The sequence below is a fragment of the Vibrio sp. B181a genome (genome assembly GCF_030248375.1).
In the GTDB taxonomy this organism is placed as follows: Bacteria; Pseudomonadota; Gammaproteobacteria; order Enterobacterales; family Vibrionaceae; genus Vibrio; species Vibrio campbellii.
This window is the reverse complement of sequence record NZ_JAHGAD010000023.1, coordinates 17,917-38,224: the sequence shown is the minus strand read 5'-3', so window position 1 is coordinate 38,224 and position 20,308 is coordinate 17,917. Positions and strand designations below refer to the sequence as shown.

19 protein-coding genes are annotated in these 20,308 nt (G+C 45.3%); 9 read left to right on the top strand and 10 right to left on the bottom strand.

The features are described from left to right. Positions 1 to 112: 112 nt before the first annotated feature. The 5 genes from lpdA to ampD all read right to left on the bottom strand — a co-directional run bounded on the left by lpdA (position 113) and on the right by ampD (position 8,158). Positions 113 to 1,543, bottom strand: coding sequence for a dihydrolipoyl dehydrogenase (lpdA, locus tag KIO97_RS11885; RefSeq protein ID WP_005446266.1), 1,431 nt, complete (start codon positions 1,541 to 1,543; stop codon positions 113 to 115). A 243-nt stretch (positions 1,544 to 1,786) separates the two neighbouring features. After that, positions 1,787 to 3,685: a pyruvate dehydrogenase complex dihydrolipoyllysine-residue acetyltransferase gene (gene aceF, locus KIO97_RS11880; protein ID WP_285382637.1), complete on the bottom strand. Its 1,899-nt coding sequence runs from the start codon at positions 3,683 to 3,685 to the stop codon at positions 1,787 to 1,789. Between the two features lie 30 nt (positions 3,686 to 3,715). Next, positions 3,716 to 6,379 carry a pyruvate dehydrogenase (acetyl-transferring), homodimeric type gene (gene aceE / locus KIO97_RS11875; RefSeq protein ID WP_038891989.1) on the bottom strand — a complete coding sequence of 888 codons (2,664 nt, stop codon included), beginning with the start codon at positions 6,377 to 6,379 and terminating at the stop codon, positions 3,716 to 3,718. A gap of 55 nt (positions 6,380 to 6,434) precedes the next feature. Then, positions 6,435 to 7,202 carry a pyruvate dehydrogenase complex transcriptional repressor PdhR gene (gene pdhR / locus KIO97_RS11870; protein WP_005428674.1) on the bottom strand — a complete coding sequence of 256 codons (768 nt, stop codon included), beginning with the start codon at positions 7,200 to 7,202 and terminating at the stop codon, positions 6,435 to 6,437. Positions 7,203 to 7,606: 404 nt separating this feature from the next. Next, positions 7,607 to 8,158: a 1,6-anhydro-N-acetylmuramyl-L-alanine amidase AmpD gene (ampD, locus tag KIO97_RS11865; RefSeq protein WP_285382635.1), complete on the bottom strand. Its 552-nt coding sequence runs from the start codon at positions 8,156 to 8,158 to the stop codon at positions 7,607 to 7,609. 92 nt (positions 8,159 to 8,250) lie between these two features. On the opposite strand from ampD, the gene nadC reads away from it, so the two are divergent. From nadC to yacG, 8 genes are all read left to right on the top strand, one after another. Next, on the top strand, positions 8,251 to 9,138 hold the full coding sequence (nadC, locus tag KIO97_RS11860) for a carboxylating nicotinate-nucleotide diphosphorylase (RefSeq protein ID WP_012128875.1): 888 nt from the start codon (positions 8,251 to 8,253) through the stop codon (positions 9,136 to 9,138). Positions 9,139 to 9,402: 264 nt separating this feature from the next. Then, the gene (locus tag KIO97_RS11855; RefSeq protein WP_285382633.1) at positions 9,403 to 9,837 is read left to right on the top strand and encodes a pilin; all 435 of its coding nucleotides are present in this window, start codon (positions 9,403 to 9,405) and stop codon (positions 9,835 to 9,837) included. Next, entirely contained in the window at positions 9,837 to 11,522 is a 1,686-nt protein-coding gene (gene pilB / locus KIO97_RS11850) for a type IV-A pilus assembly ATPase PilB (protein WP_285382631.1), read from the top strand. Before KIO97_RS11855 ends, pilB begins: the two co-directional genes overlap by 1 nt. Before the next feature lie 34 nt (positions 11,523 to 11,556). Next, complete coding sequence (locus KIO97_RS11845) at positions 11,557 to 12,780, top strand: type II secretion system F family protein (protein WP_038891993.1); 1,224 nt, start codon at positions 11,557 to 11,559, stop codon at positions 12,778 to 12,780. 72 nt (positions 12,781 to 12,852) lie between these two features. Further along, complete coding sequence (locus KIO97_RS11840) at positions 12,853 to 13,722, top strand: A24 family peptidase (protein ID WP_285382630.1); 870 nt, start codon at positions 12,853 to 12,855, stop codon at positions 13,720 to 13,722. Then, positions 13,723 to 14,337 (top strand): dephospho-CoA kinase, encoded by a 615-nt coding sequence (gene coaE / locus KIO97_RS11835; RefSeq protein ID WP_081234898.1) that lies wholly within the window; start codon positions 13,723 to 13,725, stop codon positions 14,335 to 14,337. A gap of 27 nt (positions 14,338 to 14,364) precedes the next feature. After that, positions 14,365 to 15,105, top strand: coding sequence for a cell division protein ZapD (gene zapD / locus KIO97_RS11830; RefSeq protein WP_012128881.1), 741 nt, complete (start codon positions 14,365 to 14,367; stop codon positions 15,103 to 15,105). Between the two features lie 62 nt (positions 15,106 to 15,167). Then, positions 15,168 to 15,362: a DNA gyrase inhibitor YacG gene (yacG, locus tag KIO97_RS11825; protein WP_077262195.1), complete on the top strand. Its 195-nt coding sequence runs from the start codon at positions 15,168 to 15,170 to the stop codon at positions 15,360 to 15,362. A 336-nt stretch (positions 15,363 to 15,698) separates the two neighbouring features. Here the strand turns inward: yacG and rplS are convergent, their stop codons facing one another. The 5 genes from rplS to ffh all read right to left on the bottom strand — a co-directional run bounded on the left by rplS (position 15,699) and on the right by ffh (position 19,281). Then, the gene (rplS, locus tag KIO97_RS11820; RefSeq protein ID WP_005379971.1) at positions 15,699 to 16,052 is read right to left on the bottom strand and encodes a 50S ribosomal protein L19; all 354 of its coding nucleotides are present in this window, start codon (positions 16,050 to 16,052) and stop codon (positions 15,699 to 15,701) included. 41 nt (positions 16,053 to 16,093) lie between these two features. Continuing rightward, positions 16,094 to 16,837 (bottom strand): tRNA (guanosine(37)-N1)-methyltransferase TrmD, encoded by a 744-nt coding sequence (trmD, locus tag KIO97_RS11815; RefSeq protein ID WP_005534054.1) that lies wholly within the window; start codon positions 16,835 to 16,837, stop codon positions 16,094 to 16,096. Between the two features lie 26 nt (positions 16,838 to 16,863). Next, the gene (gene rimM, locus KIO97_RS11810; RefSeq protein ID WP_005534055.1) at positions 16,864 to 17,412 is read right to left on the bottom strand and encodes a ribosome maturation factor RimM; all 549 of its coding nucleotides are present in this window, start codon (positions 17,410 to 17,412) and stop codon (positions 16,864 to 16,866) included. Positions 17,413 to 17,439: 27 nt separating this feature from the next. Beyond that, complete coding sequence (rpsP, locus tag KIO97_RS11805; protein WP_004410028.1) at positions 17,440 to 17,688, bottom strand: 30S ribosomal protein S16; 249 nt, start codon at positions 17,686 to 17,688, stop codon at positions 17,440 to 17,442. Positions 17,689 to 17,898: 210 nt separating this feature from the next. Next, positions 17,899 to 19,281: a signal recognition particle protein gene (ffh, locus tag KIO97_RS11800; protein ID WP_005462555.1), complete on the bottom strand. Its 1,383-nt coding sequence runs from the start codon at positions 19,279 to 19,281 to the stop codon at positions 17,899 to 17,901. 213 nt (positions 19,282 to 19,494) lie between these two features. On the opposite strand from ffh, the gene KIO97_RS11795 reads away from it, so the two are divergent. Continuing rightward, the gene (locus KIO97_RS11795; protein ID WP_005426660.1) at positions 19,495 to 20,289 is read left to right on the top strand and encodes an inner membrane protein YpjD; all 795 of its coding nucleotides are present in this window, start codon (positions 19,495 to 19,497) and stop codon (positions 20,287 to 20,289) included. Positions 20,290 to 20,308: the final 19 nt, after the last annotated feature.

The following is a 20,308-nucleotide window of genomic DNA, read 5'->3' as shown; positions in this document are numbered from 1 at the left end:
TCTCGATTCCTAAAGCGAAGCGTTCCCGAATCTCCTGGCGCAGCGTTCTTTTCTTCCAATAAAAAAACCGCTGACGAATCAGCGGTTTTTATCATTCAACGTTCAAGAAAAATTACTTTTTCTTTTTCACTGCTTTTTTGTTTGGAAGGTCAGTGATTGAGCCTTCAAATACTTCAGCAGCTAGACCCACAGACTCGTGTAGAGTTGGGTGAGCGTGGATAGTTAGTGCGATGTCTTCTGCATCACAACCCATCTCGATAGCTAGACCGATTTCACCAAGCAGTTCACCACCGTTAGTACCAACGATAGCACCACCGATTACGCGGTGAGTCTCTTTATCAAAGATAAGCTTAGTCATACCGTCTGCACAGTCAGATGCGATTGCACGACCTGATGCTGCCCATGGGAATGTTGCCACTTCGTAGTTGATGCCTTCTGCTTTCGCTTCTTTCTCAGTCTTACCAACCCATGCCACTTCTGGCTCAGTGTAAGCGATTGAAGGAATAACTTTAGGATCGAAGTAGTGTTTCTTACCAGAGATAACTTCTGCCGCTACGTGGCCTTCATGCACACCTTTGTGAGCAAGCATTGGTTGGCCAACTACGTCGCCGATCGCGTGGATGTGAGGAACGTTAGTGCGCATTTGCTTATCAACATTGATAAAGCCACGCTCGTCCACTTCGATACCCGCTTTTTCAGCATCAATTAGTGCGCCATTTGGTACACGACCGATAGCAACAAGAACTGCATCGTAACGCTCGGCTTCAGCAGGAGCTTTTTTGCCTTCCATTGAAACGTAGATGCCGTCTTCTTTCGCTTCAACTGCTGTCACTTTAGTTTCAAGCATTAGCTTGAACTTGTCTTTGATACGCTTAGTGAAGACTTTAACGATGTCTTTATCCGCAGCAGGGATAACTTGGTCAAACATCTCTACTACGTCTACTTTAGAACCTAGAGAGTGGTAAACCGTACCCATTTCTAGACCGATGATACCACCGCCCATGATAAGCAGCTTTTCTGGTACTTCTTTTAGCTCTAGCGCATCCGTTGAATCCCAAATACGTGGGTCTTCGTGCGGGATGAATGGCAGTTTGATTGGGCGAGAACCCGCAGCAATGATAGCGTTGTCGAAGTTAACCGTTGTTGACTCGCCTTCGCCTTCTACAAGGATAGAGTTAGGGCTTGTGAACTTACCGTAGCCGTTTACTACAGTAACGTTACGCATCTTAGCCATACCGCTAAGGCCGCCAGTTAGTTGGTTTACAACTTTCTCTTTCCAGATACGGATTTTGCTGATGTCAGTTTGTGGTTCGCCAAACACAACACCGTGTTCAGCCATCGCTTTCGCTTCTTCGATAACTTTAGAAACGTGAAGAAGTGCTTTAGATGGAATACAACCAACGTTTAGACATACACCGCCAAGAGTGCTGTAACGTTCAACTAGTACTGTTTCTAGACCTAGATCCGCACAACGGAATGCAGCTGAGTAACCAGCAGGACCAGAACCAAGTACAACAACTTGGGCTTTAATTTCTTTGCTCATTGTGACCTCTTGTAGTCATTATCCCTAACAGGCTGAGTAGATGTTCTTAAATTATTAGGCTTTCAAACGGTCAATATTTTACAGAGATGTTAACAGTGTGAAAGCAGCTTTAAGTTAGCCTGTGAGCTAGACAACAATTCATCTTTCAGTTTCTGAACGATGGAAGAAATTGTCGTCTAAAAATAGTCTTTTATATAAAGAATTAAGGTGACCCGAAAGCCACCTTAACTATTACTTTCTCAATTACAGTACTAGGCGACGAATGTCTGATAGTGCACCGTTTAGGAAAGTAATGAAGCGTGCACCTTCTGCACCATCGATCACACGGTGGTCGTATGATAGAGACAGTGGAAGTTGTAGGCGTGGTTCGAATTCTTTACCGTTCCACACAGGCTTCATTTCAGATTTTGATACACCTAGGATACCAACTTCTGGCGCGTTTACGATTGGTGTAAACGCTGTACCGCCAATACCGCCAAGGCTAGAGATTGTGAAACAACCGCCTTGCATGTCAGCGGCTGTTAGCTTACCAGCACGTGCTTTCTTAGAAACTGCCATTAGCTCTTCAGATAGCTCGTAGATGCCTTTCTTGTTCACGTCTTTAAATACAGGAACAACAAGACCGTTTGGCGTATCTACTGCAATACCTACGTTCACGTACTTCTTAAGAATGATGCTTTCGCCATCTTCAGAAAGTGAAGAGTTGAACGCTGGGAACGCTTCAAGTGCTTTAGCAACAGCTTTCATGATGAACACAAGAGGAGTGATCTTCATGCCAGTGTCTTTCTTAGCTTCGATTGCGTTCTGCTCTTTACGGAATGCTTCTAGCTCAGTGATGTCAGCGTTGTCCCACTGTGTAACGTGAGGGATCATTACCCAGTTACGGTGTAGGTTTGCACCAGAGATCTTCTTGATCTTAGAAAGCTTCTGAACTTCAGTTTCGCCGAACTTGCTGAAGTCAACTTTTGGCCAAGGTAGTAGACCAAGCGCTGCACCGTCGCCTTTGCCAGATGCTGCTGCACCTGCGCCAGACTCAAGACGCTTAAGTGCATCTTTAACGTAAGCTTGAACGTCTTCTTTTAGGATACGGCTCTTACGACCTGTACCTTTAACCTTAGATAGGTTAACGCCGAATTCACGAGCAAGACGACGAACAACTGGAGATGCGTGTGCGTAGTCGTTGTTTTCTTGGAAATCGTTCGCTGCAGGTGCCGCTTCAGCTTTTGCTGCTGGAGCAGGAGCCGCCGCAGGTGCTGGAGCTGCAGCTTGTGCAGGTGCTGCTACAGGAGCTGGAGCTGCGCCTTCAACAACGAAAGTCATGATTAGAGAGCCAGTCGTTACTTTATCGCCCGCTGCAATCTTGATTTCTTTTACAGTACCAGCGAATGGTGCAGGAACTTCCATAGAAGCTTTATCGCCTTCAACAGTGATTAGAGATTGCTCTTCTTCTACTGTGTCGCCAACCGCTACCATTACTTCAGTAACTTCAACTTCGTCACCGCCGATATCTGGAACGTTTACTTCTTTCTCAGCTGCTGCCGCTGGATCCGCCGCAGGTGCCGCTGGAGCTTCTACTGCTGCTGGAGCCGCTGCTGCGCCTGAACCTGCAGTTTCGAATACCATGATCAGAGAACCAGTTGTTACTTTATCGCCAGCAGCAACTTTGATCTCTTTTAGCGTACCAGCGAACGGTGCTGGAACTTCCATTGATGCTTTGTCGCCTTCAACCGTTAGAAGAGATTGCTCTTCTTCGATGCTGTCGCCAACTGCAACCATGATTTCAGTAACTTCTACTTCGTCGCCACCGATATCAGGAACGTGAACTTCTTTAAGCTCTGCCGCTGCTGCTGGAGCTGGAGCTGCTGCTGGAGCCGCTTCTGCTGCAGGAGCAGGTGCAGCAGCAGCTGCACCCTCGGCTTCGAAAATCATGATTAGAGAACCAGTCGTAACAGAATCACCTTCCGCTACTTTGATTTCTTTAACAATACCTGCTTGAGAGGCTGGAACTTCCATAGAAGCTTTGTCGCCTTCAACAGTGATCAGAGACTGCTCTTCTTCAACCTTGTCGCCAACGCTTACAAGAATTTCAGTAACTTCAACCTCATCCGCACCGATGTCAGGTACATTAATTTCGATTGCCATTGCTTATTTACCTTCTAGTTAAGCGCTGTATTAAGCGTATTGTGGGTTAGTTTTTTCAGTGTCGATGTTGAACTTAGCAATCGCTTCAACGACTACTGATTTCTCAACATCACCACGTTTCGCTAGCTCAGTAAGAGCTGCAACTACTACGTAGCCTGCGTTAACTTCGAAGTGACGACGTAGGTTCTCACGGCTGTCAGAACGGCCGTAACCATCAGTACCAAGTACTTTGTAAGACTCAGAAGGCATGAACGCACGAACTTGCTCAGAGTAGTTCTTCATGTAGTCAGTCGCTGCGATTGCTGGCTCAGTACCCATTACTTGTGCAATGTAAGGTACTTTCGCTTCTGCTTCTGGGTGAAGCATGTTGTAACGCTCTACGTCTTGACCGTCACGAGTTAGCTCGTTGAACGATGTTACAGAGAACACGTCAGATGCGATGCCGTACTCTTCGCTTAGGATAGTCGCTGCTTTACGTACTTCGTTCATGATAGTACCAGAGCCCATTAGCTGAACTTTAGACTTGTCACCAGCGTAAGACTCAAGCTTGTAGATACCCTTACGGATGCCTTCTTCAGCGCCTTCTGGCATTGCTGGCATTGCGTAGTTTTCGTTCATTACAGTTAGGTAGTAGAACACGTTCTCTTGGTTCTCACCGTACATGCGACGGATACCGTCTTGCATGATTACTGCAACTTCGTAAGCGAATGTTGGGTCGTAAGAGATACAGTTAGGAACTGTATTCGCCATGATGTGCGAGTGACCGTCTTCGTGCTGTAGACCTTCACCGTTTAGCGTTGTACGACCTGCAGTAGCACCTAGTAGGAAACCACGAGCTTGTTGGTCACCAGCCATCCACGCCATGTCGCCAACACGTTGGAAACCGAACATTGAGTAGTAGATGTAGAACGGGATCATTGGTAGATCGTTCGTGCTGTAAGAAGTCGCAGCTGCAACCCAAGAAGCCATTGAGCCTAGCTCGTTGATACCTTCTTGTAGAACCTGACCTGAAGTTGCTTCTTTGTAGTAAGAAACGATGTCGCGATCTTGAGGTGTGTAGTTCTGACCGTGCGGGTTGTAGATACCGATCTGACGGAACAGACCTTCCATACCGAATGTACGAGCTTCGTCACAGATGATAGGAACGATGTTCTTACCAATGTTCTTGTTCTTAAGCAGGATGTTAAGAGTACGAACGTAAGCCATTGTTGTAGAGATATCACGCTTCTGCTCGCTTAGTAGCGGAGCGAACTCTTCTAGCTCAGGTGTTTTGAATTCTTGAGTGAACTTAGGTAGACGCTGTGGCGTGTAACCTTTTAGTTCTTTACGACGAGCGTGTAGGTATTCGTATTCCGCTGAGCCTTCTTCAAGTTTCAGGTATGGAAGTTCTTTCACTGCTTCGTCAGTTAGGATGTCTTGAAGACCTAGGCGATCACGTAGGTGTAGTACGTGAGTCATGTCCATCTTCTTAACTTGGTGCGCGATGTTCTTACCTTCAGCCGCTTCACCCATGCCGTAACCTTTAACAGTCTTCGCTAGGATTACTGTTGGACGACCTTTAGTTTCTGCTGCGTTTTTGTAAGCTGCGTACAGCTTAGAAGACTCGTGACCACCACGCTTAAGTGCGAAGATTTCGTCGTCAGTCATGTCTGCAACTAGTGCAGCTGTCTCTGGGTACTTACCAAAGAAGTGTTCACGTACGTAAGCACCATCTTTAGATTTAAATGTTTGGTAGTCACCATCTACAGTTTCGTTCATCAGCTGTAGAAGCTTACCTGTTGTATCTTTAGCAAGTAGAGCATCCCAGTTGCTACCCCAGATAACTTTAACAACATTCCAGCCAGCGCCTTTAAATAGACCTTCTAGCTCTTGGATGATGCTACCGTTACCCATTACAGGGCCGTCTAGACGCTGTAGGTTACAGTTGATTAGGAATGTTAGGTTGTCCAGTTTCTCACGCGCAGCGAAAGATAGAGAACCACGTGATTCCGGCTCATCCATCTCACCGTCACCTAGGAACGCGTATACACGCTGTGCAGACGTGTCTTTTAGGCCACGACCGTCTAGGTACTTAAGGAAACGCGCTTGGTAGATCGCAGAAATTGGACCAAGACCCATAGATACTGTTGGGAACTGCCAGAACTCAGGCATCAGTTTAGGGTGCGGGTATGATGGGATACCTTTACCGTCTACTTCTTGACGGAAGTTATCTAGCTGCTCTTCAGTTAGACGACCTTCAACGAATGCACGAGAGTAGATACCCGGTGAGATGTGACCTTGGTAGTAAACTAGATCGCCACCGTCCGTCTCGTTTGGAGCACGGAAGAAGTGGTTGAAACAAACTTCATAGAACGCTGCTGCTGACTGGTAAGAAGCCATGTGACCACCAAGGTCTAGGTCTTTCTTAGAAGCACGCAATACGATCATGATTGCGTTCCAGCGAATAATCGAACGAATACGACGCTCAAGAGTTACATCACCAGGGTAAGCTGGTTCTTGTGCTGCTGGAATAGTGTTGATGTAGTTTGTGTTGATGCCAGTTGGCATATCAACGCCGTCTAGACGTGCTTTTTCTAGAACGGTTTCTAGTAGAAACTGTGCACGTTCTACACCTTCTTCACGAACAACGGATTCAAGGGCTTGTAGCCAATCTTGAGTTTCCAGTGCATCTACGTCATGCTTCATGTCAGACATGGCGATCTATCCTTCTGTTGGTTGGATCTACTTATTTAAGTAAGCGGTTCTTGTATTAAGAATCGTTACCTTGCTGAATTCGACGCAGAGAACGCTCTCGTCGAGACTCTTCTCGAGTCAAATCCAACAATGTTTCTTCAATATAAGCTAAATGTGAGTGAGACATTTCACGAGCCTTTTCAGGCTGACCAGAAACAATCGCATCCACGATATTAGCTCTGTGTTTACTTACTTTATCGACCACTTCATCGCGGCGATGTAAGAGCTTTAGATTCTGTAGAACATTTTGCTCAAGCAAAGGAGCAAGGCTACGAACAATATGAAGTAACACAACATTGTGTGCTGCTTCTGTTAGAGCAATAAGGAACTGCATCACTGCCGCCGCTTCTGCTTCAACGTTGTCGCCTTTTTGCTCTTCACTGATTTGATTCAAGCATGCTTGAATACGAGCAAAATCTTCATCGGTACCACGCAATGCTGCAAAGTACGCTGAAATACCTTCCATCGCATGGCGCGACTCAAGCAGGTCTAACTGCGTTTCGGAGTGAGATGACAATAGGTTCAACAAAGGGTCTGAGAAACTCTTCCAGATGTTTTCGCTAACGAATGTGCCACCGCCTTGACGACGAGTAAGCAGACGTTTTGCTTCTAAACGCTGAATGGCTTCACGGACAGATGGACGAGACACATCGAACTGCTTAGCGAGTTCGCGCTCTGGTGGCAATTGTTGCCCCGGAGAGAGTGTTCCTTCCACAATCAACCTTTCTAGCTCTTGTTCAATAACATCAGAGAGCTTTGGCTGACGAATCCTTTGATAAGCCATAATTTATTGTTCTTCTACTCTTGCAGGTAATTGGTAATACCAATTTTAAGTTGGTGCAGAAATTAACATAATTAAAACGTCACTGTCCAGCCAAAAGTTGACCTAAATCATAGAACGGACTTACAACCAACACTTTGATAACAATCGACCATTAAAACAGCAATAAAATTGGTATGACCAATTACATAAACAAAACAGATGGGAAGTCTGCGTGCTAGTAAATTTGATCAACAAAAACAAAAAATGACAAAATTATCTGTACAGTTATGCACCACCAGCCGTTTTAAACCTTCAAAATGTAGTTAACTTTTAACAAGCGCTCATATTTCTTGTATCAAAAAAAGGCATAACTGAGTGTATGCCTTATTTATTTCTGTTTTTTGAATTTACACTTTCGCTACAAGTTAGCTTTGTAATTGCTGTCTGTATTTGACCCAGTCAAAGCTTAGACCAGGATCCGCTTTTCTCAAGGGAGCAATGTACTGATGCCCTGTAATTCGAGGTAAAGTGATTTTCGGGTAGGTCTGCATGACCGCATGGGTCAAAGCAGTAAGTGATTGATATTGTTCTTCTGTATAGGCAACAAACTCAGTCCCCTCGAGCTCAACACCAATGGAATAATCATTGCAACGTTCACGACCAGCAAAGCTAGACTGCCCTGCATGCCATGCCCTATCAAGAAAAGAAACAAACTGGACTATTTCGCCATTACGCTTTATTAAACAATGTGCCGAAACGCCCATTTTGTGAATTACCTCAAAAAACGGATGGGCGTTAGGATCGAGGTTACCCGTGAAAAAGTCTTCTATATAAGAGCCACCAAACTGCCCTGGCGGCAAACTGATGTTATGAACCACCAGCAGAGAGATGTCTTCTTTGTCTGAACGAGCATCAAAAAATGGCGATGGGACGTGCATAGCCTCCGTCAACCAACCATTCTCGATTTTTAGGCACATATCAACCTCTCTACTTTGCAAATTAACTGCTGAAATTATTGACACCGGAGAGTATCATTCGTTGCCATCTCCCTTTCAAGACAAGATTTGCGATGAAGAACACACACAACAGCCAAGAACGCCTAGAATACCTTAAGCAACAGCTTCCATTAGAAATCACTCGCGCCGTAGCCGATACCCTAAAAGAAGATCTAGGTGGAGTATTGGATGCCGACAAAGACATCACCGCATCGCTTATCCCTGTTGACGCTGTTAACACAGCAACCATCATCACCCGTGAACACGGTGTGTTTTGTGGTCAAGCATGGGCAGATGAAGTATTCAAACAACTCGGTGGCAAAGTGACCATCGAGTGGCATGTCAAAGACGGTGACAAAGTTGAGCCTAACCAAACGCTTTGCACACTGACGGGCCCTGCTCGTGATTTGCTCACTGGCGAGCGCAACGCAATGAACTTTATTCAAACCCTTTCTGGTTGTGCGACTATCACTGCTGAATACGCAGAAAAAATTGCTCACACTGAGTGTCGTCTATTAGATACACGCAAGACCATTCCAGGTCTGCGTAGTGCCTTGAAATATGCCGTAGCATGCGGTGGTGGCTTTAACCATCGTATCGGTGTGTTCGATGCCTACCTTATTAAAGAAAACCACATCATCGCTTGTGGCGGTATCACTCAAGCGATTACCACCGCAAAACAGTTGAACCCAGGTAAGCCAGTTGAAGTAGAAACGGAAAGCTTGGATGAACTAAAAGCAGCGATCGAAGCGGGCGCCGACATCATTATGTTAGACAACTTCACCAAAGATATGATGCGTGAAGCAGTTGCCATCAATGCTGGCCGTGCTGCGCTAGAAAACTCTGGTAATGTAACCTTAGAGACTATCGCTGAATACGCAGAAACGGGCGTAGATTATATATCAGTAGGCGCTTTGACTAAGCACCTAAAAGCGATGGATCTTTCGATGCGCTTCAAGTAAACCAGTGTGAACAAACACAATTAACTCTCTTAATCTCATAAAGTTACACCTATCAAAAATCCAATAAAGAGCCATATGGCTCTTTATTTTTATCTGTTTAAAAAATAACACCACTCGCAAAACCTTGCACACAATATGCAACCAGAGTGCAAAGATCTTTATCTCACTCGAGAGCCACTTCGTTTCCAGTTTCCACTTGTTTCGACTCTTTTTACTCTTCTGCCCATGCATAAGCATTAACTAAATTTATCTTAAGGAAAGAAGATGAAAACGAATAAACAGAAGAAGCAGCAAGGTTTTACGCTGATTGAATTGATGATTGTCGTGGCAATTATTGGTGTCTTGTCTGCAGTAGCAATCCCTGCATATAAAGACTACGTAGCCAAGTCAGCAGTAACATCAGCTGTAGGAACTTTAAAATCACTACTCACTAATGCTGATTTATATACTCAGAACAATACCACTGCTACGACCGACTTGGGAGAAATCGGAGGTAACGCTACTATGAATGCCCTTGGTAATATTACCGCATCAATCCAAGGCGCAGGAGCTGTTTCAACAGCAGCATCAACAATTACCTTTACATTTGGTTCTGGAAATGCTGCTGCGGGCAACATTGTGTACTCAAGAACACCAGATGCACCTTGGAGTTGTACAAATAACACTAGCCCATCAGTGTCTATTGATAGCTGTCCATAATGCTAACCAACCTTTCAACGGTTCTTCGCCAAGCAGGAATACTGACTTTTTCCCAAGAAGAATCGTTGCTTGAGCAAGCAAAAGCTTCTGGCATTTCGATGCCGGAGGCTTTACTCAGTTCTGGCTTTTTCCAATCTCATGAATTGACAGAACACCTAAGCTCTGTATTCGGGCTTTCTTGCACTTCTCTTAACCAATACGAATACGCTTCGCTATGCCAAACGCTTGGCTTACGCGATCTCATCACTCGCCATAACGCTTTGCCACTTAATCGCACCTCTTCAACTTTGATTCTCGCGGTGGCTGACCCAACAAACCTTCAAGCAGAAGATGACTTTCGTTTTGCGACAGGTTTGCAAGTCGAACTTGTCCTCGCTGACTTTCGTGAGCTAACAGCAGCTATTCGGCGTTTATATGGTCGAACACTTGGGCAAGAAAAATCCGGTCTTAAAGAAATCAACCAAGATGAACTGGCGGGTTTGGTTGATATTGGTGAGGATGAAATTGAGAATATCGAAGATCTCAGCCAAGATGAATCGCCGGTCAGTCGCTATATCAACCAAATTTTACTCGATGCTGTCCGTAAAGGGGCTTCCGATATTCACTTCGAGCCTTACGAAAATATGTACCGCGTGCGCTTGCGTTGTGATGGCATTTTAATTGAAATTCAGCAGCCTCCGAGCCATTTAAGCCGTCGTATCTCCGCTCGGATAAAAATCTTATCTAAGCTTGATATCGCCGAGCGCCGCTTACCACAGGATGGGCGAATCAAGCTCAAATTAAACCAAGACACTGCAATTGATATGCGTGTCTCCACACTACCAACTCTTTTTGGGGAAAAGATTGTTCTGCGCTTGCTCGACAGCAGTTCTGCAGCATTAGATATCAATAAGCTCGGTTATAGCGACTCACAGAAACAACTTTATTTGAATGCCCTGCGCCGTCCACAAGGTATGATCCTGATGACAGGCCCAACAGGTAGCGGTAAAACGGTCTCGCTCTACACTGGATTGAGCATTCTTAATAAACCAGAGATCAATATCTCAACCGCAGAAGATCCCGTTGAGATTAACCTGCCCGGCATTAACCAAGTTCAAGTTCAGCCAAAGATCGGCTTTGGTTTTGCAGAGGCGCTTCGCTCTTTCTTACGTCAAGATCCTGATGTGGTTATGGTGGGCGAGATCCGAGATCTCGACACAGCAGAAATCGCGATCAAAGCATCACAGACTGGCCACTTAGTTCTCTCCACTTTGCACACGAACTCGGCTGCCGAGACTGTCATTCGCTTGTCTAATATGGGCGTAGAAAGCTTTAACCTCGCCTCCTCTCTCAGTTTGATCATCGCCCAGCGTTTGGCTAGAAAACTGTGTCCATATTGTAGACAACCTCAAGAGCCAAACAGCCAACTTCAACATATTGGAATCACCAGCACCGAACAGATCTTTCAAGCTAATCCCGACGGTTGTAACGAGTGTACCCATGGTTATTCAGGGCGAACCGGCATTTACGAAGTGATGAAGTTTGACGAATCCCTTTCAGAAGCACTCATCAAAGGCGCTTCAGTACACGAATTAGAAAAACTCGCCATTGCCAATGGTATGCAAACCCTACAAATGTCTGGCATCGAAAAACTCAAACAAGGCATTACCAGCTTCAGCGAATTGCAGCGCGTTCTCTACTTTTAACATTTACAAGAATTATTAGGCAGTCACTCAGTTTATGAAAACCATCGCTCCTCAACTCAAGAACTACCGTTGGAAAGGCATTAATAGCTCGGGTAAAAAAACCTCTGGAAACGTGCTCGCCATGACCGAAGTCGAGGTAAGAGAGCGCCTCGATGCTCAACACATCAAGATAAAGAAACTGAAGAAAGGCAGCATTTCTTTTATCACCAAGATCAGTCATCGCGTCAAAGGCAAAGACATCACGATATTTACTCGCCAAATTGCCACCATGCTAATGACGGGCGTACCGATTGTTCAGGCACTTAAGTTGGTTTCAGAGAACCACAAAAAAGCCGAGATGAAGTCGATTCTGATGAGTGTCACACGAGCGGTAGAGGCAGGGACACCGATGTCGAAAGCCATGCGCACTGCCAGTACACATTTTGATCCGCTTTATACAGACCTAATCGCGACTGGTGAGCAGTCCGGTAACCTATCTCAAGTCTTTGAGCGTTTGGCAACTTATCGAGAAAAGAGCGAGCAGTTGCGCGCAAAAGTGATTAAAGCGCTCATTTACCCAGCGATGGTGGTTTTAGTAGCGCTTGGGGTTTCCTATTTAATGCTGACTAGAGTTATCCCTGAGTTTGAAAAGATGTTTACAGGTTTTGGAGCCGACTTACCCGCCTTTACTCAGATGGTACTCAACCTCTCTGCTTGGACCCAAAACTGGGGGCCCTTTATTGGGCTGAGTTTTGTAAGCCTGCTCATTTCCGGCAAAATTATGTCGCAGCGATCCGATTCATTTCGCCTTTTAGCTGCGCGTTCGAGTTTAAGAGTCCCTATCTTGGGGCCAGTATTATCCAAAGCAGCCATTGCCAAGTTTAGCCGTACTTTAGCAACCAGCTTTAGTGCGGGTATTCCAATTCTCACCGCATTAAAAACCACCTCAAAAACCTCCGGTAACATGCACTATCAATTAGCAATTGAAGAGGTGTATCGAGACACTGCAGCTGGTATGCCAATGTATATTGCCATGCGTAACTGTAACGTTTTCCCTGAGCTAGTACTGCAAATGGTCATGATAGGTGAAGAGTCAGGTCGATTGGATGACATGCTCAACAAGATAGCCGCTATTTATGAGTTCGAAGTGGATAATACCGTTGATAATCTGAGTAAGATTTTAGAACCATTGATCATCGTCTTTCTTGGCGTGGTGGTTGGTGGTCTAGTCACAGCAATGTACTTACCAATCTTTAATTTGATGAGCGTATTAGGATAGAATGATCCTTTAGCAAATTAATACCATCAAAACAGCATCTTGCTTATTTGATTCATCGCTCAAGAGACAGATATGGAAGTATTCCAGTACTACCCATGGCTATTCGTTGTGTTTGCCACAATTTTCGGTTTGATTGTGGGTAGTTTCCTCAACGTGGTTATTTACCGTTTACCCAAGATCATGGAACTAGAATGGCGGCGTGAGTGCGCTGAATCCTTCCCTGAATATAAGATTGAACCATCCAAAGAGACGCTGACGTTAAGCGTACCGCGCTCATCTTGTCAGCAATGCGGAACTCCCATTCGTATCCGAGACAACATTCCGGTAATTAGCTGGCTATTGCTGAAAGGCAAGTGCCACAACTGCCAAGCGCCCATCAGTGCTCGCTACCCTCTTATTGAACTGCTTACTGCGTTTTGTTCGGGTTTTATCGCTTTTCATTTCGGTTTTAGCTACTTCACTGTCGCGCTGGTTTTCTTTACTTTTGTATTGATTGCTGCCACGTTTATCGATCTCGATACCATGTTGTTGCCAGACCAACTGACTCTACCATTGATGTGGACAGGTATCGCACTTGCTCTTGCTGGTATCAGTCCTGTCAGCCTACAAGATTCTATCATTGGTGCAATGGCAGGCTATCTGTGCCTTTGGAGTGTTTACTGGCTGTTTAAACTTCTAACAGGCAAAGAAGGCATGGGCTATGGTGACTTTAAACTCCTTGCGGCATTGGGCGCTTGGCTGGGTTGGCAATCTCTACCGATGATCATTTTGCTCTCTTCGGTGGTCGGCGTCATCTTTGGTCTTATCCAACTGCGCTTGCAAAAACAAGGTATCGAGAAAGCCTTTCCTTTCGGCCCTTACCTTGCGATTGCAGGATGGGTGAGCCTAATTTGGGGCCATCAAATCCTCAACTGGTACTTTACGTCGATTCTAGGAGTGTAAATGGCTTTCGTTATTGGCCTTACTGGTGGTATTGCAAGTGGCAAGACTACGGTGGCAAACCTATTCAAACAGCAGTTCAAGATCGACATTGTCGATGCTGATATCGTGGCTCGCGAAGTCGTGGAGCCAGGAACTCCAGGGCTAAATGCCATCATTGAGCACTTTGGTGCCGATATCGTCCGCGATGATCAAATGCTGGATAGAGCCAAGCTAAGAGAGAGAATTTTCTCTAATCCAGAAGAAAAGACTTGGTTAAACGGCTTATTGCACCCAATGATTCGTGAAAAGATGATCGAAGACTTGGAGCAAGTCACATCGGACTACGCGCTTTTAGTTGTACCTTTATTGATAGAGAATAAGCTTGATAGCTTATGTGATCGCGTTCTTGTCGTGGATGTTGACCCACAAACCCAGATCTCAAGAACCGTAAAACGCGACAACGTCAGCGAAGATCAAGCAAAAGCCATCTTGGCATCCCAAGCTTCTCGTGAGCAACGACTTGCTCTGGCCGATGATGTGGTGAAGAATAATCCAGATGACCCAGATCTTTTGCTTCAAATCACAGATTTACACGAAAAGTACCTAGCCATGTGTAAGAAAAATCTGCGAAAATAGGAATGAAACTCACCAAGGCTACTGTCGATGACCACGCACAAATTTGAACATCCGTTAAATGAAAAAACTCGCATCTACTTAAGAGTTGAGTCTTTGCTGCGTCAGGCTCACCTAGCCTCTGGTTTTGCTGATAACCACCAATATCAGCTTTTCTTCCGTGCGCTTTTCGATATGGTCGAAATCTTTGAGCAGATCCAGCTGAAAAGCGAATTGGCGAAAGATCTAGAGAAGCAGCGTTTAGCTTATCGCAACTGGCTAAATGTTGACGGTGTCGATCAACAGGCACTTGGCGAACTGCTTAATGAGATCGATGTCGTTCATAGCCAACTGATGACGGCTGAGCGTTTCGGTCAAGCGCTTAAGGAAGATCGTTTCTTAAGCTCAATCCGCCAGCGTTTTAACTTACCGGGTGGTTCATGTTGTTTCGACCTACCTGCTTTGCATTACTGGCTTCACTTACCGATTGAGCGTAAAAAGCACGATGCTGATCAGTGGCAAGCAAGCTTAAAGCCGCTCTCTGACGCCTTAGCTCTATGGCTGAAGCTGACTCGTGAAACGGGCCATTTTAAAGCCCAAATCGCTCGCGCAGGGTTCTTCCAAAGTGACGCGGATGAAGCCAATATCCTACGTTTACACATCCCAATGGAATACGGTGTTTACCCGATGATTTCGGGTCATAAGAACCGTTTTGCCATCAAATTCATGGCCTTTGAAAGTGGTCAAGCTTGCACGCAAGACGTCGAGTTTGAACTTGCGGTTTGTAGCTAAGCACAACACGCACTACTATTGCCTTAATACCTTTGAACACCGAATAAATAGGACGAATGACGATGTCTAAAATTACTGTCGTTCCATGCCCACAATGTGGTGCAGACGTTGAATGGGGCGAGCAAAGTCCTCACCGCCCTTTTTGTAGCAAGCAGTGCCAAATGATTGATTTTGGTGGATGGGCTGATGAAGAAAATACCATTGCTGGTGCTCCGGATATGTCGGACAGCGATGGTTGGTCTGAAGATCAGTACTAAAGAATTGAGAGGCTAGAGTCGAGATACGACAGCGCTACGCTTCGAAAATAAAGAGAAGGGTTGATGTGAGAACATCGGCCCTTTTTGTTTTTCGGGATTCGGTTCATGTTGTCTTTCTAAGGACAAGTTCTGTCAATACCTTCGAGACCAAATTTCTTGCACTAACCATCCAACCACACCTCTCGGCTCCTAAAGCGAAGCGCTCTCAAATCTCGAAGCGTAGCGTTCCCGATTCTCAAAGACGAAGTCCGTTCCCTCAGCACTGCGCCCTTTTTCGCATATAAAAAAACGGAGCCCAGATGGGCTCCGTTTACTATGAGAACGCTAGTTATAGCATTACTTCTTAGCAAGTTTCTCTTTGATACGAGCAGACTTACCAGAACGCTCACGTAGGTAGTACAACTTGGCACGACGTACTGCACCACGGCGTTTAACTTCGATGCTATCAACGATTGGAGAGTGTGTTTGGAACGTACGCTCAACACCTTCACCGTTAGAGATCTTACGTACAGTGAAAGCAGAGTGAAGACCACGGTTACGGATTGCGATTACAACGCCTTCGAAAGCCTGTAGACGCTCACGGTCACCTTCTTTAACTTTAACCTGAACTACAACAGTGTCACCTGGTGCAAATTTAGGTAGGTCTGATTTCATTTGCTCTTCTTCAAGAGCTTTGATGATGTTACTCATTTTTTAAATTCCTAGAATAAACTGATACTAAATAAATTAGGTTACTTTGCGTTATGTTCACTAATGAACTCAGCAAGTAATTGTTCCTGTTCGTCAGTCAGAGCTAGGTTTTCCAGGAGCTCTGGTCTTCTAAGCCAAGTTCGGCCCAGCGACTGTTTTAGTCGCCATTGACGAATGTCCTTGTGATTGCCTGACATCAGTACCGTTGGTACCTCTTTGTCATCCAATACTTCTGGACGCGTATAGTGAGGGCAATCTAACAAGCCATTTGCAAAAGAATCTTCTTCTGCTGACGCGAAATCCCCTAGTACACCCGGAACAAACCGAGAGACAGAATCGATCAACGTCATGGCTGGTATCTCACCACCCGTCATCACAAAATCACCAATCGACCATTCTTCGTCGACTTCAGATTGAATGATGCGCTCATCTACCCCTTCGTAACGACCACAAATCAGAAGTAAATTCTCATTCGTTGCCAGTTCTTCGACTCCTTTCTGGTCGAGCTTGCGACCTTGAGGAGAAAGGTAAATGACTTTCGTCTTACCCGGTGAGGCTGCTTTCGCGGTATGAATGGCATCGCGTAAAGGCTGAACCATCATTAACATACCAGGACCACCACCGTAAGGTCGGTCATCGACAGTGCGATGTTTGTCGTGAGTGAAATCACGAGGATTCCAAGTCTCAATCGACAAAAGACCTTTTTTAACCGCTTGACCTGTTACCCCAAAATCAGTAACAGAACGGAACATTTCAGGAAAAAGGCTAATAACGCCAACCCACATGTTTATCTCGCTCTGTAATTTGGAGATTAGAATCCAGGATCCCAGTCAACTTCGATCCGTTGAGCTTCGCGATCAACTTTGATGATCACTTGCTCTTCAAGGAACGGAATTAATCGTTCCTTCTGCCCGAAAGCATCTTTTAGATTTGCTTTAACAACCAGAACATCGTTTGAGCCAGTTTCTAGAATGTCAGATACGACACCTAGATCGTAACCTTTAGTGGTTACTACTTGCATCCCAAACAATTCACGCCAGTAGAACTCATCTTCTGACAATTCAGGCAGTACCGCAGGGTCAATAGCAATTTCAAAGTTGGTCAGTAAATGCGCGTCTTCGCGAATATCCAGACCTTCCAGCTTAGCCACCATACCTTTGTTATGGCGCTTCCAGCTTTCTACTTTGTACTCAACCCACGTACCCTTTTGGTTAATAAACCAAGGGCTGTAATCGAAAATGCTTTCAGCATTGTCTGTGTAGGAAAAAACTTTAAGCCAACCACGAATGCCGTAAGTAGCACCAAACTTGCCTACAACAATCTTTTCGTTGCTCATTGTTTCTTTACCTTTCATCGACATAAACTAGTTTCTACTTCTAAAGTAAAATTAAGCCGCTTTTTGAGCGTCTTTAACTAGCTTAGCAACGCGGTCAGATAGAGACGCGCCTTGGCCAACCCAGTGGTTAACGCGGTCTAGGTCTAGACGTAGACCTTCTTCTTGACCTTGTGCAGTTGGGTTAAAGAAACCAACTTTCTCGATGAAACGGCCAGTTGCAGCGTTGCGGCTGTCCGCTACTACGATTTGATAAAATGGACGCTTTTTAGCGCCGTGACGTGCCAAACGAATGGTTACCATGTCGTCCTCTTTGCTTTCTCAAAAATAAAATTAACCCCAATAATCGTCCAAAAAGCTGAACAACCTGGGGTCTCGTGCCAAAATAAAGCTCCGGAATTTTACTCTTATCCCGGAGCAATGCAAGGGGTTTAGTTACTTTTTCACCAACATAAATTGAAATTCAAGTTTGTGATGTAGCTAACACCCTGAAACTAAAGTCTAGGCAATCGTTTAACGACCAAATGGGTTGAAGCCACCGCCGCCACCCATACCGCCCATCATGCCTTGCATGTTACGCATCATGCCTTTCATGCCGCCCTTCTGCATTTTCTTCATCATCTTCTGCATTTGGGTGAACTGCTTCAGTAGACGATTAACGTCTTGAACCTGTACACCTGAACCTGCAGCGATACGCTTTTTACGCGAACCTTTGATGATTTCAGGACGTTGACGTTCTTTCATTGTCATTGAGCTGATGATCGCTTCCATTTGCTTGAACATCTTGTCATCGACTTTGTCTTTTACGTCTGATGGTAGCTGAGACATACCCGGTAGCTTATCTAGCATGCCCATCATGCCACCCATGTTTTGCATCTGACCTAGCTGTTCACGGAAGTCTTCAAGGTCAAAACCTTTCTTCTCTTTGAACTTCTTCGCTAGTTTCTCTGCTTTTTCTTGGTCAACATTGCGTTGTAGGTCTTCAATCAGTGACAGTACGTCACCCATACCGAGAATACGCGATGCAACACGATCAGGGTGGAACGGTTCTAGTGCGTCGGTCTTTTCACCCACACCTAGGAATTTGATTGGCTTACCCGTGATATGACGAACCGATAGCGCCGCACCACCACGTGCATCACCATCCACTTTAGTCAGAATCACACCAGTTAGCGGTAGCGCATCACCGAATGCTTTTGCTGTGTTCGCCGCATCTTGACCTGTCATTGCATCAACAACGAACAGCGTCTCAACCGGGTTAATCGCAGAGTGAAGATCTTTAATCTCACCCATCATTTCTTCATCGATAGCCAAACGACCCGCGGTATCGACAATCAATACGTCGTAGAATTTCTTCTTCGCGTGGTCAATTGCTGCGTTAGCAATATCAAGTGGCTTTTGATCTGGTGAAGATGGGAAGAAGTCGACACCGATGTCTGATGCTAGGGTTTCTAGCTGTTTGATCGCCGCAGGACGGTAAACGTCGGCAGACACAACCAAGACTTTCTTCTTATCGCGCTCTTTCAGAAGCTTAGATAGCTTACCTACCGATGTGGTTTTACCCGCACCTTGTAGACCTGCCATCAAAAGTACTGCTGGCGGCTGTGCTGCTAGGTTAAGCGCTTCGTTAGACTCACCCATTACCGCTTCAAGCTCAGCTTGAACGATCTTGATGAATTCTTGGCCCGGCGTTAGGGATTTAGAAACTTCTACGCCAACCGCTTTTTCTTTAACGCGGTTTACAAATTCACGTACAACAGGAAGCGCAACGTCCGCTTCCAATAGTGCCATGCGTACTTCACGTAGGGTTTCTTTAATGTTGTCTTCGGTCAGACGACCTTTGCCACTGATATTCTTCAGCGTTTTGGATAATCGATCCGTTAAATTCTCAAACATCTTTGTCTCTTCGCTAAAATGGCGATTAATTAGTGTGAGTATACCTTAGCCAACGTCACAGTCATACCCGAACACTGCTCTTATCCTTAACTTGAGGGCTAACTCGTTAATTTCAATATCTCATCTCTCGTGATTGATGAGGCATCGCCCATAGCCCCAAAGAGTAATGCAAGGTATAATTTTCACCATTGTGCACAATAACTCTTAAGATTCATGGATAGCTTAATTGCCATCGCAGCCGCCATTCTTTACGTTTTGGCAATTGCGACCATCATTCCCGGACTCTCTCAGCAGTCTGGAATCAAAGCGAAAACCGTATTTGCCAGCGCGGCATGTGCGTTGGTTTTTCACGCTTGGATTCTGAGTGATCTGATTTTCGACGGTTCAGGACAAAACCTCAGCATTCTTAATGTTGCCTCTTTGATCAGCTTTATTATCTCGCTGGTAATGAGTGTGGCGATGCTAAAGAACCGCCTATGGTTCCTTCTTCCTGTGGTTTATAGCTTTGCTGCCATCAATTTAACTGCTGCTACGTTCTTACCAAGCACCTTTATTAAGCATTTAGAAAACGACCCTAAGCTACTTATTCACATTTCTTTTGCGTTGTTCTCCTACGCGACTTTAACCATTGGTGCGCTTTACGCACTGCAATTGGCGTGGCTCGATCACAAGCTTAAAGCGAAGAAGTCATTAGCAATCAACCCGAACTTGCCACCTTTAATGATGGTTGAGCGCCAACTGTTCAAGATTATCTTGATTGGTAATTTGCTACTGACAGGCACTCTATTGACTGGCTTTGTCTTCGTGCAAGACATGTTTGCCCAGGGTAAAGCACACAAAGGAATTCTTTCTTTCATCGCTTGGATTGTGTACTCGATTCTGCTTTGGGGACACTACCAGAAAGGCTGGCGTGGTAAGAAGGTTACCTGGTTTGCCGTTGCGGGAGCGACATTGTTAACCTTGGCATACTTCGGTAGTCGCTTTGTGAAAGAGATCATTTTAAGTTGATGTTCTCCATCTGTAAAAT

Bases quoted from the DNA above. Each gene is read 5' to 3' on its own strand.
- KIO97_RS11845 (WP_038891993.1), top strand. From the start codon at position 11,557: ATGAAAACCATCGCTCCTCAACTCAAGAACTACCGTTGGAAAGGCATT.
- ampD (WP_285382635.1), bottom strand. From the start codon at position 8,158: ATGTGCCTAAAAATCGAGAATGGTTGGTTGACGGAGGCTATGCACGTC.
- pdhR (WP_005428674.1), bottom strand. From the start codon at position 7,202: ATGGCTTATCAAAGGATTCGTCAGCCAAAGCTCTCTGATGTTATTGAA.
- trmD (WP_005534054.1), bottom strand. From the start codon at position 16,837: ATGTGGGTTGGCGTTATTAGCCTTTTTCCTGAAATGTTCCGTTCTGTT.
- coaE (WP_081234898.1), top strand. From the start codon at position 13,723: ATGGCTTTCGTTATTGGCCTTACTGGTGGTATTGCAAGTGGCAAGACT.
- nadC (WP_012128875.1), top strand. From the start codon at position 8,251: ATGAAGAACACACACAACAGCCAAGAACGCCTAGAATACCTTAAGCAA.
- KIO97_RS11795 (WP_005426660.1), top strand. From the start codon at position 19,495: ATGGATAGCTTAATTGCCATCGCAGCCGCCATTCTTTACGTTTTGGCA.
- rplS (WP_005379971.1), bottom strand. From the start codon at position 16,052: ATGAGTAACATCATCAAAGCTCTTGAAGAAGAGCAAATGAAATCAGAC.
- rimM (WP_005534055.1), bottom strand. From the start codon at position 17,412: ATGTCGATGAAAGGTAAAGAAACAATGAGCAACGAAAAGATTGTTGTA.
- pilB (WP_285382631.1), top strand. From the start codon at position 9,837: ATGCTAACCAACCTTTCAACGGTTCTTCGCCAAGCAGGAATACTGACT.
- aceE (WP_038891989.1), bottom strand. From the start codon at position 6,379: ATGTCTGACATGAAGCATGACGTAGATGCACTGGAAACTCAAGATTGG.
- lpdA (WP_005446266.1), bottom strand. From the start codon at position 1,543: ATGAGCAAAGAAATTAAAGCCCAAGTTGTTGTACTTGGTTCTGGTCCT.
- yacG (WP_077262195.1), top strand. From the start codon at position 15,168: ATGTCTAAAATTACTGTCGTTCCATGCCCACAATGTGGTGCAGACGTT.
- KIO97_RS11855 (WP_285382633.1), top strand. From the start codon at position 9,403: ATGAAAACGAATAAACAGAAGAAGCAGCAAGGTTTTACGCTGATTGAA.
- ffh (WP_005462555.1), bottom strand. From the start codon at position 19,281: ATGTTTGAGAATTTAACGGATCGATTATCCAAAACGCTGAAGAATATC.
- zapD (WP_012128881.1), top strand. From the start codon at position 14,365: ATGACCACGCACAAATTTGAACATCCGTTAAATGAAAAAACTCGCATC.
- KIO97_RS11840 (WP_285382630.1), top strand. From the start codon at position 12,853: ATGGAAGTATTCCAGTACTACCCATGGCTATTCGTTGTGTTTGCCACA.
- aceF (WP_285382637.1), bottom strand. From the start codon at position 3,685: ATGGCAATCGAAATTAATGTACCTGACATCGGTGCGGATGAGGTTGAA.
- rpsP (WP_004410028.1), bottom strand. From the start codon at position 17,688: ATGGTAACCATTCGTTTGGCACGTCACGGCGCTAAAAAGCGTCCATTT.